The sequence below is a fragment of the Corynebacterium sp. 2571A genome (assembly GCF_055700935.1).
Genome location: NZ_JASTTE010000003.1, coordinates 120,164 through 135,110 on the forward strand (window position 1 = coordinate 120,164; position 14,947 = coordinate 135,110).

11 protein-coding genes are annotated in these 14,947 nt (G+C 64.3%); 8 read left to right on the forward strand and 3 right to left on the reverse strand.

All coding sequences use genetic code 11. The features are described 5' to 3' along the window. The first annotated feature begins 12 nt into the window (after positions 1-12). The 4 genes from QQS53_RS07005 to QQS53_RS07020 all read left to right on the forward strand — a co-directional run bounded on the left by QQS53_RS07005 (position 13) and on the right by QQS53_RS07020 (position 4,805). A complete protein-coding gene (locus QQS53_RS07005) occupies positions 13-723 on the forward strand; it encodes a trimeric intracellular cation channel family protein (RefSeq protein ID WP_472775162.1) in 711 nt (236 codons plus the stop codon). Positions 724-1,106: 383 nt separating this feature from the next. Beyond that, on the forward strand, positions 1,107-2,477 hold the full coding sequence (locus QQS53_RS07010; RefSeq protein ID WP_472775163.1) for an SLC5/6 family protein: 1,371 nt from the start codon (positions 1,107-1,109) through the stop codon (positions 2,475-2,477). A 73-nt stretch (positions 2,478-2,550) separates the two neighbouring features. After that, positions 2,551-3,924, forward strand: coding sequence for an L-serine ammonia-lyase (locus QQS53_RS07015; protein WP_472775164.1), 1,374 nt, complete (start codon positions 2,551-2,553; stop codon positions 3,922-3,924). 68 nt (positions 3,925-3,992) lie between these two features. After that, entirely contained in the window at positions 3,993-4,805 is an 813-nt protein-coding gene (locus QQS53_RS07020; RefSeq protein WP_472775165.1) for a helix-turn-helix transcriptional regulator, read from the forward strand. 91 nt (positions 4,806-4,896) lie between these two features. Here QQS53_RS07020 and QQS53_RS07025 read toward each other — a convergent pair whose 3' ends face one another. Next, on the reverse strand, positions 4,897-5,535 hold the full coding sequence (locus QQS53_RS07025) for a hypothetical protein (RefSeq protein WP_472775166.1): 639 nt from the start codon (positions 5,533-5,535) through the stop codon (positions 4,897-4,899). A gap of 653 nt (positions 5,536-6,188) precedes the next feature. Here QQS53_RS07025 and QQS53_RS07030 point away from each other — a divergent pair. The 3 genes from QQS53_RS07030 (at position 6,189) to adhP (ending at position 11,969) form a co-directional block, all read left to right on the forward strand. Beyond that, positions 6,189-6,833 carry a TetR/AcrR family transcriptional regulator gene (locus QQS53_RS07030; protein WP_472775167.1) on the forward strand — a complete coding sequence of 215 codons (645 nt, stop codon included), beginning with the start codon at positions 6,189-6,191 and terminating at the stop codon, positions 6,831-6,833. An 8-nt stretch (positions 6,834-6,841) separates the two neighbouring features. Next, the gene (gene mfd, locus QQS53_RS07035; protein ID WP_472775455.1) at positions 6,842-10,498 is read left to right on the forward strand and encodes a transcription-repair coupling factor; all 3,657 of its coding nucleotides are present in this window, start codon (positions 6,842-6,844) and stop codon (positions 10,496-10,498) included. 445 nt (positions 10,499-10,943) lie between these two features. Further along, entirely contained in the window at positions 10,944-11,969 is a 1,026-nt protein-coding gene (adhP, locus tag QQS53_RS07040; RefSeq protein ID WP_472775168.1) for an alcohol dehydrogenase AdhP, read from the forward strand. A gap of 142 nt (positions 11,970-12,111) precedes the next feature. Here the strand turns inward: adhP and QQS53_RS07045 are convergent, their stop codons facing one another. Continuing rightward, the gene (locus tag QQS53_RS07045) at positions 12,112-13,611 is read right to left on the reverse strand and encodes an amino acid permease (protein ID WP_472775169.1); all 1,500 of its coding nucleotides are present in this window, start codon (positions 13,609-13,611) and stop codon (positions 12,112-12,114) included. 69 nt (positions 13,612-13,680) lie between these two features. Between QQS53_RS07045 and QQS53_RS07050 the strand changes: the two genes are divergently transcribed. Further along, complete coding sequence (locus QQS53_RS07050) at positions 13,681-14,292, forward strand: MazG nucleotide pyrophosphohydrolase domain-containing protein (RefSeq protein ID WP_472775170.1); 612 nt, start codon at positions 13,681-13,683, stop codon at positions 14,290-14,292. Positions 14,293-14,310: 18 nt separating this feature from the next. On the opposite strand, the gene QQS53_RS07055 is transcribed toward QQS53_RS07050, so the two are convergent. Continuing rightward, positions 14,311-14,733, reverse strand: a complete 423-nt coding sequence (locus QQS53_RS07055; protein WP_472775171.1) for a hypothetical protein — start codon at positions 14,731-14,733, stop codon at positions 14,311-14,313. Positions 14,734-14,947 lie beyond the last annotated feature (214 nt).

The window sequence follows — 14,947 nt, forward strand, 5'->3', positions numbered from 1 at the left end:
ATTGTTGTAAGCATGCACGACGTCGATCCGCTCATCTCCACCCTCTATCAAGTCTTTGATCTGATCGGAGTGGTCCTCAACGGCATCATCGGCGGGACAATCGCCCGCAAGCGGGAATTCGACATCGTCGGCTTCATCTTCCTCGCGCTGTTTTCGGCCCTGGCCGGCGGCATGATGCGCGACATGCTCATCGGGGCGGGCGCGGCCGCCGCCGTCTCGGATCCGGCCTACCTGGGGCTCGCGTGCGTGGGCGCGCTCGTGGCGTTCCTGACGGACCTGAAGGGCAAGGTCTGGGAGATCTTCAAGGTCCACGCCGACGCCATCATCCTAGGCGTGTGGTCCACCACCGGGTGCGTGAAGGCGCTGTCGCACGGCATGCCGCTGATCGCCTGCGTGTTTATGGGCGTGCTGACGGCGGTGGGCGGGGGAATGATCCGCGATATCGCCTCCGGGCAGATCCCGGGCATCTTCGGCGGCAGCCCGCTCTATGCCGTCCCGGCGATTGTCACCGGCGTGGTCATGGTGGGCTTTTCCATCTCCGGCTACCAGGCGCTGGGTATGTTGGTCGCGCCGCTGGTGGGCACCGGGCTGGCGGTGCTGGCCTACTGGCGCGGCTGGGTGCTGGCTCGGCCTGGGCGTGCCCCGGTGAACTACACCGCGGAACACATGGCGCAATTCGTGCGGCGGGCGGGAAACCGCTGGTGGGGTGGCCGGCAGAAGTAGTTTCCGCGCGCGGGCCGGCGATGGCAGGCCGGTGATAAACGTTCTGAAACTGATAAAAATTAGTCTGCACGGGCCGCGAAAACCCTTGAGAAAACTTTGTCAGTCGTGCAAAAAGGGTGGTTTTGCGCGCCTTTAAACGGTACGGGCGTATCGCTATGGGCCAATAAATGCGCTGCGTACGGTGCATTTCTGAGTGTTTGGTCACATTGCAGTCATTTTCTTGGGATTTGCAGCAAATTTATTTGCACAAGCCACGGGGGAGGGATAAAGTTACAACTAACACGAAAGGGAAATCGAGTGGCAGCCGTCACAAGGGTTCCAGATGGCAGTCCCACCCGAGTCCTGAAAGTGGCTCACATATCGCACTACTGGGAGAGACAACAATGTCCACAATCATCAACCCGCAGAACGCCGCCGGGTCAGAATCCGGCTCTGGCGATTCTCAGGCCGTCAACGCACAGAACACGGCCACCCTTCTTGCCGACGAAAAGCCCACCGTGGATCCTCGCGGTTGGCACAAGACCGACACGGTCTGGATGCTGAGCCTGTTCGGTACCGCAATTGGTGCCGGCGTCCTCTTCCTCCCGATCAACGCCGGCCAGGGCGGCATCATCCCGCTCATCATCATGACGCTGGTCGCGTTCCCGATGACCTTCATGGCTCACCGCGCACTGACCCGCTTCATGCTCTCCAGCTCCAACCCGGACGCTGACCTGACCCAGGTGGTCGAGGAGCACTTCGGCCCGAAGGCCGGCATGGCCATGACCATCCTGTACTTCCTGTCGGTGTACCCGATTCTGCTGGTCTACTCGGTCACCATCGTCAACACGGTCTCCAGCTTCATGCAGCACCAGCTGGGCATCGAGCCGCCGTCACGCTGGCTCCTGTCCGCCATCCTGGTCGGTGGCCTCATCCTGATTGTCCGCATGGGTAACGACTTCGTGGTCAAGGCCATGTCCGTCCTGGTCTTCCCGTTCATCGCCATCCTGGTCCTGCTGTCCCTGTACCTCATCCCGAACTGGTCGGGCGCTCTGTTCAGCACCTTCGACATGAGCGAAATCTCCCGTGTGTCCGGTCACGGCCTGGGTGTTACCCTGCTGCTGCTGGTCCCGGTTATGGTCTTCTCCTTCAACCACTCGCCGATTATCTCCTCCTTCGCCAAGGCAAAGCGCCAGGAGTACGGTGCAGCTGCCGATAAGAAGACCGGTCAGGTCCTGGCCGCCGCTGAGGCCCTCATGGTCGGCGTGGTTATGTTCTTCGTCTTCAGCTGCGCGCTGTCCCTGTCCCCGGAGAACGTGGCAGAGGCCAAGGAACAAAACATCACCATCCTGTCCTACCTGGCCAACCACTTCGATGACCCGATTATCGCTTGGGTCGCCCCGATTGTCGCCATCATCGCCGTTGCCAAGTCCTTCCTGGGCCACTACCTCGGTGCAGCCGAAGGCTTCGAAGGCATCGTCGTCAAGTCCTCCGGCGGCCGCCTGGAGCGCAACAAGGCTCTGGAAACCGGCACCCTCATCTTCATGCTGGTCTCCGCATGGCTGGTTGCTTGGGCTAACCCGTCCATCCTGGGCATGATTGAGACCCTGTGCGGCCCGACGATTGCCATCCTGCTCTTCCTGATGCCGCAGTACGCCATCCACAAGATTGACGCCCTGAAGAAGTTCCGCGGAAACTTCGGCAACTACTTCATCACCGTCATCGGCATCGTGGCCGTTGCCACCATCGTCTACAACATCATCCAGGTCTTCTAAGACCGCTTCCTCCGCCCCCACTTCGGTACTCCCACTTCGGGAAATAGGAAAACTTCGGAAAGGTATTCCAGCCATGTTCGTCAGTATCTTTGAAATGTTCAAGATTGGTATCGGGCCCTCTAGCTCCCACACCCTGGGGCCAATGAAGGCCGGCCGCCAGTTCGTCGATGAACTCGAGCGCGCCGAAATCATCGACCGGGTCGACCGCATCCACGCAGAGGTCTACGGCTCCCTGTCCCTGACGGGTAAGGGCCACGCCACCGACGACGCCATCATCATGGGCGTGGCTGGTAACGAGCCCGAGACCGTCGACATCGACGAGATGCCGGTCTTCCTGGCCAAGGTGCGCGCCACCAACAAGCTAGAAATCGGCTCCGCCGAGCGCATGGTCGACTTCGACGACATCGTCTTCCGCTCCGACTTCCACCCGGCTCACGAGAACACCATGTCCCTGACCGCCTACAACGGCGACGAGGTCGTCATGGAGAAGTTCTACTGTTCCATCGGTGGCGGCTTCATCGTGGAGGCCGATGAAGTCGGCGGCGCCTGCGCCCCGCACCAGCCGGTACCGTACGCTTACCCGACCGCCGCGGCCCTGCTCGACCTGTGCAATCGTCACGACCTGTCCATCCCGGAGCTGGCCATGGCCAACGAAATCGAGGCTCACGGCGAGAAGGCAGTGCGCGAGCACATGGCCAAGGTCTGGGACGTCATGAAGGAAGGCATCCAGCGCGGCATCACCACTGAGGGCACGCTGCCGGGCAAGCTGCACGTCCCCCGCCGCGCAGCCGTGCTGTACAAGCGCCTGACCGAAAAGCCGAACGGCGGCAACGACCCGCTGAGCGCAATGAGCTGGCTGAACGTCTTCGGCCTGGCCGTCAACGAGGTCAACGCCTCCGGCGGGCGCGTGGTTACCGCCCCGACCAACGGTGCCTGCGGCATCGTCCCGGCCGTGCTGGCTTACTACGACAAGTTCATCTCCCCGGTCGACGAGGACACCTACCGCGACTACTTCCTGACCTGCACCCAGGTGGGCGCGCTGTTCAAGATGAACGCCTCCATCTCCGGCGCTGAGGTTGGCTGCCAGGGTGAGGTGGGCGTGGCCTGCTCCATGGCAGCGGCCGGCCTGGCCCAGCTCATGGGTGGCACCCCTGAGCAGGTGTGCGCCGCTGCCGAAATCGGCATGGAGCACAACCTGGGCCTGACCTGCGACCCGGTCTGCGGCCAGGTGCAGGTGCCCTGCATCGAGCGCAACGCGGTCGGCGCCGTCAAGGCCGTCAACGCGGCCCGCATGGCCCTGGAGCGCGAGTCCGACCCGACCGTGTCCCTGGACAACGTCATCGAGACCATGTACCAGACCGGTAAGGACATGAACTCCAAGTACCGGGAGACCTCCGAGGGCGGTCTGGCCACCGTTCTCTTCCCCCGACTGCTGCCTTGCAGCTAAACTTACTGAATACGTAAGAATACTCACAGCAAAATATTGAGCCCCTACCAGAGATAAGGAACGCGGACATGCACACGGCATTGAAAGACCTCATCACCTCCGCACCGGTGAAAGACACGGCCGACCTGCATGCCCGCTACGTTCCGCTGGTGGAGTTCATGGGCCAGGCGATGGGCCCCAACTGTGAGGTTGTCCTGCACGACCTGACCGTGCCGGATGAGTCCATCATCGCCATCGTCAACAGCCACATCAGTGGCCGTGAGGTCGGCGGCCCGGTAACGGACTTCGCCCTGTGGTTCATGAAGCAAGGCTCCCACGACTCCATCCCGTTCGTGGCGGGCTACCGCTCAGTCAACGCCGTCGGCCGCATCTGCCGTTCGTCCAGCTACTTCATCCGGGATGAGTCCAACGAACTCATCGGGATGGTCTGCGTGAACGTCGACATCACCGAACTCGTCAACGTGCAGCGCCTAGCCGGCAGCCTCATCGGCGAATCCCGCGACAGCGCTGCTGAGGGAGCTCCCATGCCGACCACAGCCGAGGCCAAGCGCCGGGCGGTGGAGCTCGCCCAAGCCACGAGCGCGGCTGCCGTCTCCAACACGACCAACACCGGTTCGGACGAGGCGGAGGAAGAAAACCACCACTCCCTAGAAAGCTTGCGGACCAACCTGGAGTCCCTCCTAGAGTCCATGCTGGATACCGCACTAGAAAAGCAAGGCGCTGCGCCAAACCAGATGCGTCGAGACGAACGTCTGGAAGTTGTTGCGGACCTTGAAGAAGCAGGCTTCTTCCTGCTCAAAGGTGGAATCGCCGCAGCAGCGGAGCGTCTGGAAGTCTCCGAGCCCACTGTGTACCGCGACCTCGTGAAGGTCCGCAGCTAAGCAGCTCGGAGCTGCGATATGGAAGCGCCCCCGCAGGTGACCTGATGGTTGCTTGCGGGGGCGCTTTTAGTGATCAGTGGGTCGGCGGATTCTAAACCTCGCCGCCCAGGTAGACGGGCACGCCGTGCGTGCGCATCGCGAGCTCGCAGGCGCGCTGCTCCCAGCCCAGGCTGCGACCGTCGAGCTGCTGTTCCGACTCGGTGCTCGGGTAGACGACGATCGTCTCTTGCTCGTGCAGGTCGCTGAGCTTGGCCGCGTCCTCGTCCATGCGGGCAAACAGGGCGCGCACGTCTTCGTTGAGCCCTATCGGGATGCGCATGGCCCCGGCGATCCAGCGGGCGTAGGTGCGCGGGGCGACGCTTAGGGCGTGGGCCATGCCGGCGTTGTCCAAACCCAGCAGGTGCTGGGAGGCCTTGAGCTCGCCGCGGGTGATGGAGACGGGAGTCTCAGTCACCTCGTATTTGACGTCCGGCACACCCCAGACGTGGATGGCTAAATCGCACAAGGTATCCGAGTTCAGGGGACGCGGGTCGTTGATCTCTGCGACCTCGTCCTCGTCCAATTCGGACTCATCGTAAGGGGAGACCGCGTGGACCTGGTCCAGCCAGCAGTCCATATTTATGCCCTGGCCTAGGGCCTCGTCGATGAGCTTCTTGCGCACTTCCGGGAGCGTTTCGCCCCAGACCTCCACGTCGTACTCGAACTGGGCTGCGCTGATGATGTAGGTCATGTCTTAACTCCTTGGTCAAAGATGAGGGGAGTGGGTTACCAGAACTGTGTGGAGCGCCCGTTGTCTCGCTCAGGCGGCGCGGGAATCCGCACCTGTGGCGGTGACGGGTGTGGTGGTGCCGGGTTCGGTGAAGACACTTGACTTGTGCATTTCGGACTCTCTTCCGTAATAGATGGCCGGGACCTTTTCCCTTGCCGTCTGGGGCCGAGCTTATGCGGCAATCAGATGCTTGTCTAGTGCTAGGCGCGCTAAGTGGGGAGCGAGGAATTCCACGACAATTCCACGACGAAAAACAAAAATTAGCCCCTGGAAAGTCTGGGTTGGTTGGACGGCGGATACGCAAAACCCGCCCTACCAGTGAAAACTGCTCAGGGCGGGTAAAGGGAAAGCTTCCCCACCAGGACTCGAACCTAGAATGACGGTACCAAAAACCGTAGTGTTGCCGATTACACCATGGGGAATCACGACGCTTCATTGGTGAGGCGTTGTGCCCTAACAGACTACCTTACGGGCCGGGGATCGGAATAATCGGGTTGTGGCGTCGTAGGCAGGGGCGGCGACGGCGTCGTGGGTGGTCGGTGGGGCCCGGGCGCTGGGCGGGGTGGCAGGCCCGGTGGTGCCTGCAGGGGGCATCGGCGGCTAGGCTTTAAGGCATGGTGAAACGACGCATGACGGGCCGCCAGCGGCGCGAACAGCTGCTGGCTGTGGGCCGGGCGGCCTTTGCGGAGCTAGGTTTCGATGGGGCTAGTGTCGAGGAGATTGCGGCGCGGGCTGGGGTCTCAAAACCGGTGGTCTACGAGCACTTCGGGGGCAAGGAAGGGCTCTACGCGGTGGTTGTTGACCGGGAGATGGTGGCGCTGGAGGCCGTCATTACGGAGGCGATCGAGCACGGCAGCTGGCGGGAGCGCATTGAGCAGGCCGCGCTGGCGTTGTTGACCTACGTGGAGGAGGAAACCGACGGTTTCGTCATCCTGGTGCGCGACTCCAAGCCGGGCACGGAGCGCTCCTACGGCACGTTGTTGAATACGGCGGTCGGCCAGGTCAGCTATATACTGGGCCAGGCTTTTGCCCGCCGGGGCCTGGACGAGGAATTGGCTACGCTCTACGGGCAGGCGCTGGTTGGGATGGTTTCCACCACGGCACTATGGTGGCTGGATGTACGCCAGCCGGACAAAGAGGTCGTGGCCGCGCATATTGTTAATTTGTGTTGGAATGGGCTCTCCGGCATGCAAGCCCAGCCGAAGCTCGTCGCGCCGCCGGCCGGTGGCGCGGGGCAGACACAGGAAGAGGAGAATTAATGACGGCAATGCTGGCCGGCCTGCTCAAGGTCGCGGCCTCCGATCCGAAGCTTAAAGGCCTGGCCGCCCAGGTGGGGGAGCGCGCCCTGCACATCACTGGCATTGACCAGGCTCGTCCCTGGGCGATTGGCACGCTGGCCAACCAGGCGCCGGTGCTGGTGGTCACCGCGACCGGCCGTGAGGCGGAGGATCTCAGCGCCGAACTGGCAGCCTTGCTGGGCGATGCCGTGGCTTATTTCCCTGCCTGGGAGACGCTACCGCACGAGCGGCTGAGCCCGGGCGTGGATATCATCGGCCGGCGCGCGCAGGTCCTGGACCGGCTATCGCGCGGCGACGTGCGCGTGGTGGTCACCGCGGCGCGCGGCTTTAGCCAGCCGATCCTCCAGGAGGTGGACGGCCGGGCGCCGATCCACCTCGCGGAGGAGGAAGAACACGACCTCACCGAGCTCGTTAAGGCCCTGGATTTTAAGTCCTACCGCCACGTGGATATGGTGGCCCGGAAGGGCGAATACGCCATCCGCGGCGGGATCCTGGACGTCTACCCGACGACGATGGACTACCCGGTGCGCGTGGAGTTCTGGGGCGACGAGATTACCGATATCCGGCAGTTCTCCGTGGCCGATCAGCGCACCATCCCCGAGATCGAGGTCGGCGCCGTCGACGTCTATCCCGCCCGCGAATTGCCCGTTACTGACGCGGTCGCGAAGCGGGCCGGGGAACTGGCCCAGAAGCACCCGGGCAACCCCGCCCTGGTGGAACTGCTGACCAAGCTGAGCGAGAAGATCCCCGCCGACGGCATGGAGGCGCTGCTGCCGGCGCTCAGCGATAGCCCGATGGTCACCCTGACAGACTTCCTGGACGCGAGCGCCCACGTGGTCCTGGTGGCGCCGGAGAAGATCCGCACGCGCATTTCGGACCTGGTCGACACGGACGCGGAGTTCATGGCCGCCGGCTGGGAGGCCGCCGCCATGGGCGCAGACGGCCCGCTGGCCACGGAGGGCCTCGACCTGTCGGCGGCCAGCTTCCGCGACTACGACGAACTGTCGGACCTGGTCACCGACTGCGGGCGCCCGCTGTGGACCTTCGCGCCACCCGGCATGTTCGCCGCCGACGAGGCCGAGACCCTGCCGCTCGAATTCGAGCCGGGCCCCACCCCGCGCGGGGATCTCAAGGCTATCGACCAGATGATGGCGGAACTGCTCGCCCACACCCAGGCCGGCGGCCGGGCGGCGTTCATCGCGCCCACCCACGGCGCCATCAAGCGCATGGTGGAACGTTTCGCCGAGAAGGGGATACCCACCGAGGTTGCCACCCCGGGCTGGGAGCCCAGCCCGGGCAAGGTCACCCTGTACCAGGCGCTCAGCCACGCCGGCCTGGTCTTCCCCAAGGTGCGCAAGCTCAAGGACGCGGAAGCCCTGCCGCTGGTCGTCATCACGGAAACCGACCTGACCGGCAACCGAGTGGGCGATATCGCCGGCGCCAAGCGCCGCCCGGCCAAGCGCCGCAACAAGGTCGATCCCCTGGCCCTGAAGCAGGGCGATTTCGTCGTGCACGAAACCCACGGCATCGGCCGTTTCCTCAAGATGGCCGAGCGCACCATCAAGGCCGGGGACGAGACCTCGCGGCGCGAGTACATCGTGCTGGAATACGCCGCCTCCAAGCGCGGCCAGCCGGCGGACCAGCTGTGGGTGCCCATGGACTCGCTGGATCTGCTGAGCAAATACACCGGAGGCGAGGCCCCGAAGCTGTCCAAGATGGGCGGCTCGGACTGGAAGAACACCAAGAAGAAGGCCCGGGCCGCCGTGCGCGAAATCGCCGGCGAGCTGGTGGAACTCTACGCCAAGCGCCAGGCCGCCCCCGGGCACGCCTTCGCGGAGGACTCGCCCTGGCAGCAGGAGATGGAAGACAACTTCCCCTTCGTGGAGACCGAGGACCAGATGCTGGCCATCGACGCGGTCAAGCACGACATGGAATCCACCGTGCCGATGGACCGCGTCGTGGTGGGCGATGTCGGCTACGGCAAGACCGAGGTCGCCGTGCGCGCGGCCTTCAAGGCCGTCCAGGACGACAAGCAGGTCGCGGTCCTGGTGCCGACCACGCTGCTGGCCCAACAGCACTACAACACCTTCACCGAGCGCATGGCGGGCTTCCCGCTGGAAGTGAGGGTGCTCTCCCGCTTTACCACCCAGAAGGAGGCCAAGGAGATCGTCTCCGGCCTGGCGGATGGCACGGTCGACATCGTCATCGGCACCCACCGCCTGCTGCAGACCGGGGTGTACTGGAAGCAGCTGGGGCTCATCATCGTGGACGAGGAGCAGCGCTTCGGCGTCGAGCACAAGGAACACATCAAGGCGCTCAAGGCTTCGGTTGACGTGCTGACGATGTCCGCCACGCCCATCCCGCGCACGCTGGAGATGTCCATGGCTGGCATCCGCGAGATGTCCACCATTCTCACCCCGCCGGAAGACCGGCACCCGGTGCTGACCTACGTCGGCGCCTACGAGGACAAGCAGGTCGCGGCCGCCATCCGGCGCGAGCTGCTGCGTGACGGCCAGACCTTCTTCATCCACAACAAGGTCGCGGACATCGAGAAGAAGGCGCGCGAAATCCGGGAGCTCGTGCCGGAGGCGCGCGTGGTGGTCGCCCACGGGCAGATGCCCGAGGAGGTCCTGGAAAAGACCGTTCAGGGTTTCTGGGACCGTGAGTATGACGTGCTGGTGTGCACGACCATCGTGGAGACCGGCCTGGATATCGCCAACGCCAACACCCTGATCGTGGAAAACGCCCACCACATGGGCCTGTCCCAGCTGCACCAGCTGCGCGGCCGCGTGGGGCGCTCCCGCGAGCGCGGTTATGCCTACTTCCTCTACCCGAAGGGCGCAACACTCAGCGAGACCAGCTACGACCGCCTGGCCACCATCGCGCAGAACAACGACCTGGGCGCCGGCATGGCCGTGGCGATGAAGGACCTGGAGATGCGCGGCGCGGGCAACGTGCTGGGCGCCCAGCAGTCCGGGCACATCGCCGGCGTCGGCTTCGACCTCTACGTGCGCCTGGTGGGCGAGGCCGTGGAGACCTTCAAGGCCCTGGCCAAGGGCGAGACCCCGCAGGTCACCGACGAGGCCCCGAAGGAAATCCGCATCGACCTGCCTGTGGACGCGCACATCCCGGAGCGCTACATCAACTCCGAGCGCCTGCGCTTGGAGGTCTACCGCAAGCTGGCGGCCTCCCAGGACGACAAAGACCTGCGCGCCGTCCGCGAGGAGATGGAGGACCGCTTCGGGCCCGTGCCCACCGAGGTCCTGCGCCTTCTGGCCGTGGCTCGGTTGCGCCACCAGGCGCGCCGGGCGGGTATCTCCGACGTCACGGTGCAGGGGACCCGCCTGAAGTTCCACCCGGTCGAGCTGCCCGACTCCAAGCAGGTGCGCCTCAAGCGCCTGTACCCGGGGTCGAATTACCGCGCCGCGGCCCAGGCGCTGCAGGTGCCCTTCCCGAAGGCGGGCCGCAACGTCACCTCCCCGCAGCTGCGCGATACGGCGCTGGTGCAGTGGGTGGCGGATTTCATCTCCGCCATGTTCGACGTGGACAAGGTGGACGTCACCGGCGACGATCCGGGCAAGCCGGAACCGAAGGACAAGAAGAACGTGATTTCGGTGGGGCAGTAGCCGCTGCTGGCTGAGAGCTGAGAGCTGAGGGCTGAGGGCTGAGAGCTGAAAACAGACAGCTTCCACCCCGCGACTTCCCCCGTCGGACAATGTAGTTCGGCGGGGGTAAGTTTTCCTCTTAATGAAAATTGGCACCATGACCTGCGGGTGCCATAAATCACTTTATGGCGTTAACAGTGTTGTCGGGCATAACATTGGGTAAAATTGGCCTTGGCCCTGGTTCGCCTCGGCAACTACCTGGACGGGTGTGCGCCGCGTCGTGTTAACGCTGTTCATTGCAGGTTTCGCACGTGGGGTAAGGCCCTAGCGTGGTCCCTTCGCCACTTCTACGCTGCTGGTTACGGCACTTGCGCCAGTACGTGTTACCCCCACCGAAGAAGCCACGGGTGACTTGTTCAAGTGGTCCGCCTGGGGCAGTGAGCAACGTAGAAAGGAACCAACCGCCATGTCTGAACAATTCCGTGCCGCGGTCGTCGAAGAATTCGGCCCCCGGCTCAACCTCGAGGACATTGACCTGCCGGAGCCCGGCCGCAACCAAGCGCTGGTCAAGAACATCGCCTCGGGCATCTGCCACACCGACGTCCACGCCGCGGGCGGGGACTGGCCCGTCAAGCCGGAACCGCCCTTCGTGCCCGGCCACGAGGGCGTCGGCGAGGTCATCAAGCTGGGACCGGGCGAGCACGACGTCGAGGTAGGCGACATCGTGGGCAACGTCTGGCTCTGGTCCGCGTGTGGCACCTGCGAATACTGCCGCACCGGCCGCGAGACCCTGTGTAACGAGGCCGAATACGGCGGCTACACCGTCGACGGTTCCTTCGGCCAGTACATGCTGGTCGATACCCGCTACTGCGCGCGTATCCCGGAAGGGGCCGACCCCATTGAGGTGGCCCCCATCCTGTGCGCCGGCGTGACGGTCTACAAGGGCTTGAAGGAAGCAGAGACCAAGCCGGGCCAGTTCATGGTGATTTCCGGCATCGGCGGCTTGGGCCACGTGGCCGTCCAGTACGCCGTGGCTATGGGCATGCGCGTTATCGCCGTGGATATCGCCGACGACAAGCTGGAGCTCGCCAAGCAGCACGGCGCGGAGTTCGCCGTCAATGCCAAGGACCAGGACCCGGCCCAGGCCGTGGAGGAATACACCAAGGGCGGCGCCCACGGTGTGCTGGTGACCGCGGTCCACCCGCAGGCCTTCGGCCAGGCCATCGGCATGGCGCGCAAGGGCGGCACCATCGTCTTCAACGGTCTGCCCCCGGGAGACTTCCCGGCGCCGATCTTCGACATCGTCTTCAAGGGCCTGACCATCCGCGGCTCCTTGGTCGGTACCCGTCAGGATCTGGAAGAGGCGCTGGACTTCTACGCCCGCGGCAAGATCCAGCCGACCGTCACCGAGGTCAAGCTGGACGACGTCAACGACGTCTTCGACGGCCTCATCAACGGCGGCGTGGACGGTCGACGCGTCATCCGCTACTAGCCGCGCCAGCGCTGGCCACCGCCCCTGATCGGTAGCTGCTAGCTGGCAGGTGAGAGCTTTTAAAGAGCAAGCCCGGTTGCTGCATTGAGAGCAACCGGGCTTGTCCGCGTGCCTGGGCCGTGTGGTCTTTAAAGTGGCGCTGCTAGCTGAGGCTGAGGGAGCCGGTGGAAAGTCCCCAGATGGCGATGACGGCGCCGAGGGTCACGATGGCGACCACACCCCACTCGAAGGCGTTGAAGACGCGCTCGCGCTTGTACAGGCGGGTGCCGACGTAAGGAATCATTCCCGGGATGACGGCCAAGGCGCCTAGGAGCACGTAGACGGGATCGGCGGCGTAGATGAGCCAGACCGAGTAGATGAAGGCGACCAACGCTATGGCGAAGTGGCGGCGGTTGTCCCGGCGGCTGACCTTAGGCCCGGAAATATCAAAGCGCACGCCGGCGTGCGGGTGGTTCAAGCCCTTGCCGCGCACCGTGAGCAGGAGCAGGTAGAACGCGGAGAAGATATAGGGCAAGAGGTACATGATGGTGGCCAGCTGCACCATGGCGTTGTAGGAGGTCTCATTCAGGTAGAAGATGATGATGAAGACCTGGATGACCGAGGTGGAAATCAGCTGCGCGACCCACGGGGCGCCGGCCACGTTGACGGTGCCGATCCGGCGGGGGATAAGCCCATCGATAGCCATCATCACGATGGGCTCAGCGCACAGCATCTGCCAGGAGACGTAGGCGCCCAGCACCGACAGGCACAGGCCTAAGGAGATGAGCGCGCCGCCCCACGGGCCGACCACGGCGCTAAGCACCGAGGCCATGGAGTTATCCGGCAGCGCGGCGAGCTCTTCCTGGCTCAGCACGCCGAAGGACAGCGTGGACACGGAGACCAGCAGCGCGAGGACGGAGAAGAAGCCCACCACAGTCGCACGGCCGACGTCGCCGCGCGTGCGGGCCTGCTTGGAGTAGACGGACGCGCCCTCCACGCCGATGAAGACCCAGACGGTAAAGAGCATGATGCCCTGGACCTGCTCGAACAGGCTGGCCTCAGAGGCCCGGCCCCAGAAATCGAAGGTGAACTTGTCCCAGCTGAACCCGAGGAAGGCGACCAAGACGATGAAGGCCAGGATGGGGACCAGCTTGGCCACGGTGGTCACCAGGTTCATGAAGGCGGCCTGCTGGATGCCGCGGGCCAGAACGGCGAAGATGAGCCACGTCATGGCCGAGACGGCCAGGGCGGAGGTCCACTGGTGATCCGCGTTGAAGAACGGGATGTAGTGGCCGACGGTGTTGAAGAAGAGGGTGGCGTAGCCGACCTGCGCCATGACCGAACCCAGCCAGTAGCCCCAGCCGGAGGTAAAACCGATGAAATCACCCAGGCCGGCGCGCACGTAGGAATACACGCCGGAGTCGAGGTTGGGCTTGCGGTGCGCCAGGATCTGGAAGACGAAGGCGACGGACAGCATGCCGACGCCGGCGATGAGCCAGCCGATGAGCATGGCGCCCGGGCCGGCCACGGAGGCGATGTTTTGCGGCAGGGAGAAGATGCCCGCGCCCACCGTGGAGCCAATAATGAGCGCTACCAGCGTCCATAGCGTCACGGAGTGGGAGCGGCCCGTCGCTGCCACCACCGGGGAATCTTGATTAGTCACCCGTTAAAACTATCGTGTATACCGCCCGCAAGGGAATTCAGCGAAGGCGACCCCCTATACTCGGGGTCTATGACTGTCCTGCTGCTCGATGAACGTTGGCCCACCCTGATCCCCATGCAGGCGCATGGCCGGCTTTCCGGCCCGGTGTCTTTCACCAGCGAAGTTCCCGTGAAGGTGCGGTGGAATTTCTCCGATCTGATCGCCGGGGAATCGCCCGAGGGCGTGCTCGTGACCACCGATGAGGATGATCCGGAGGTCCAGCGCCGGCTCGCGGCGGGCGAAGCGCTCATCGAGGCCGAGTCGCGCCAGGACCCAGTCGGCCAGGCGCAGCGCGTGATGACCCGGGCCTTGCACATCGGGGAGTGGGAGAGCGCGCAGACGCACACCAGCCTCCTGCCGTACCTGGAGGAAGAATCCGCCGAGTTCGCCGAGGCGGTGCGCTCCGGATCGAGCGAGTCCGAGCTCTGCGCCGAGCTAGGCGACGTCTTCCTGCAAGTGCTCTTCCACGCCGAAATCGCCAGCCGCCGGGGTGCTTTCGAGTTCGCGGACGTGGCGGCCAGCTTTGTGAACAAGATGCGCCAGCGCAGCCCCTACCTCTTCGACGGCACGCGCGCGGTCGTACCCAGCGAAGAGCAGGAGCGCCTTTGGCAGGAGGGCAAGGCCCGCAGCCGCCGTTCCTAGCTACTCCGGCGGTTCTGCTTAGGCGCCCTGGCGCAGGGTGGAAGACAGCATCGGGAGGTAGTCGCCCAGCTGGGAGGACAGGCCGGTGCCGCCGGTGAGCAGGGTGTCCTGCTTGACGATGCCGCACTCCAGGGCGCGGTCCGCGGTTTCGCCGGCGAATTTGGTGGCAGCCAGCTGGATGGGCGACAGCGTCTGGCCGTTGGGGTTGAGCTCGCGCAGGTTGCGCGAGAGCTGGTTGCGGGTGGTTGCCGGCGTCAGCAGCTCGCCGGAGGTGGTGGCATCGATAGCGCGCAGGGTGGTGCGCAGGGTGTTGCAGTCGGCGCCCTTGATGAGCTGGGAGCCCAGATCCAGGATCGACGGGGCGGCCTGGGCGGCAGGGGCCAGGGCTAGGGTCAAAGCGGTGGCGGCCGCGGCTGCGGCGGCGGTCAGGCGAGAACGCATGATGGTTAAGTCCTTGTGTCTAAGAGGGAGAGATCGGGGTGGGGCGGGGCCGGCTTCCGGTTGTTGGCCGGTTAAATCTCGTAGAGAGGCCTGATAGAAGCCCAGATAGAACATAGCCGAAAACGTGTGACAGAAGTTAAAAGAGTGACAAATGTTGCAAACTTGTGACCGTTTCCGCCGCGGGAAACCTCCTCATGTCGCGGTTCGCCCCGGG

Coding starts and splice junctions, on each gene's coding strand:
- QQS53_RS07005 (WP_472775162.1), top strand. CDS start 13: ATGCACGACGTCGATCCGCTCATCTCCACCCTCTATCAAGTCTTTGAT.
- QQS53_RS07010 (WP_472775163.1), top strand. CDS start 1,107: ATGTCCACAATCATCAACCCGCAGAACGCCGCCGGGTCAGAATCCGGC.
- QQS53_RS07015 (WP_472775164.1), top strand. CDS start 2,551: ATGTTCGTCAGTATCTTTGAAATGTTCAAGATTGGTATCGGGCCCTCT.
- QQS53_RS07020 (WP_472775165.1), top strand. CDS start 3,993: ATGCACACGGCATTGAAAGACCTCATCACCTCCGCACCGGTGAAAGAC.
- QQS53_RS07025 (WP_472775166.1), bottom strand. CDS start 5,535: ATGACCTACATCATCAGCGCAGCCCAGTTCGAGTACGACGTGGAGGTC.
- QQS53_RS07030 (WP_472775167.1), top strand. CDS start 6,189: ATGGTGAAACGACGCATGACGGGCCGCCAGCGGCGCGAACAGCTGCTG.
- mfd (WP_472775455.1), top strand. CDS start 6,842: ATGCTGGCCGGCCTGCTCAAGGTCGCGGCCTCCGATCCGAAGCTTAAA.
- adhP (WP_472775168.1), top strand. CDS start 10,944: ATGTCTGAACAATTCCGTGCCGCGGTCGTCGAAGAATTCGGCCCCCGG.
- QQS53_RS07050 (WP_472775170.1), top strand. CDS start 13,681: ATGACTGTCCTGCTGCTCGATGAACGTTGGCCCACCCTGATCCCCATG.
- QQS53_RS07055 (WP_472775171.1), bottom strand. CDS start 14,733: ATGCGTTCTCGCCTGACCGCCGCCGCAGCCGCGGCCGCCACCGCTTTG.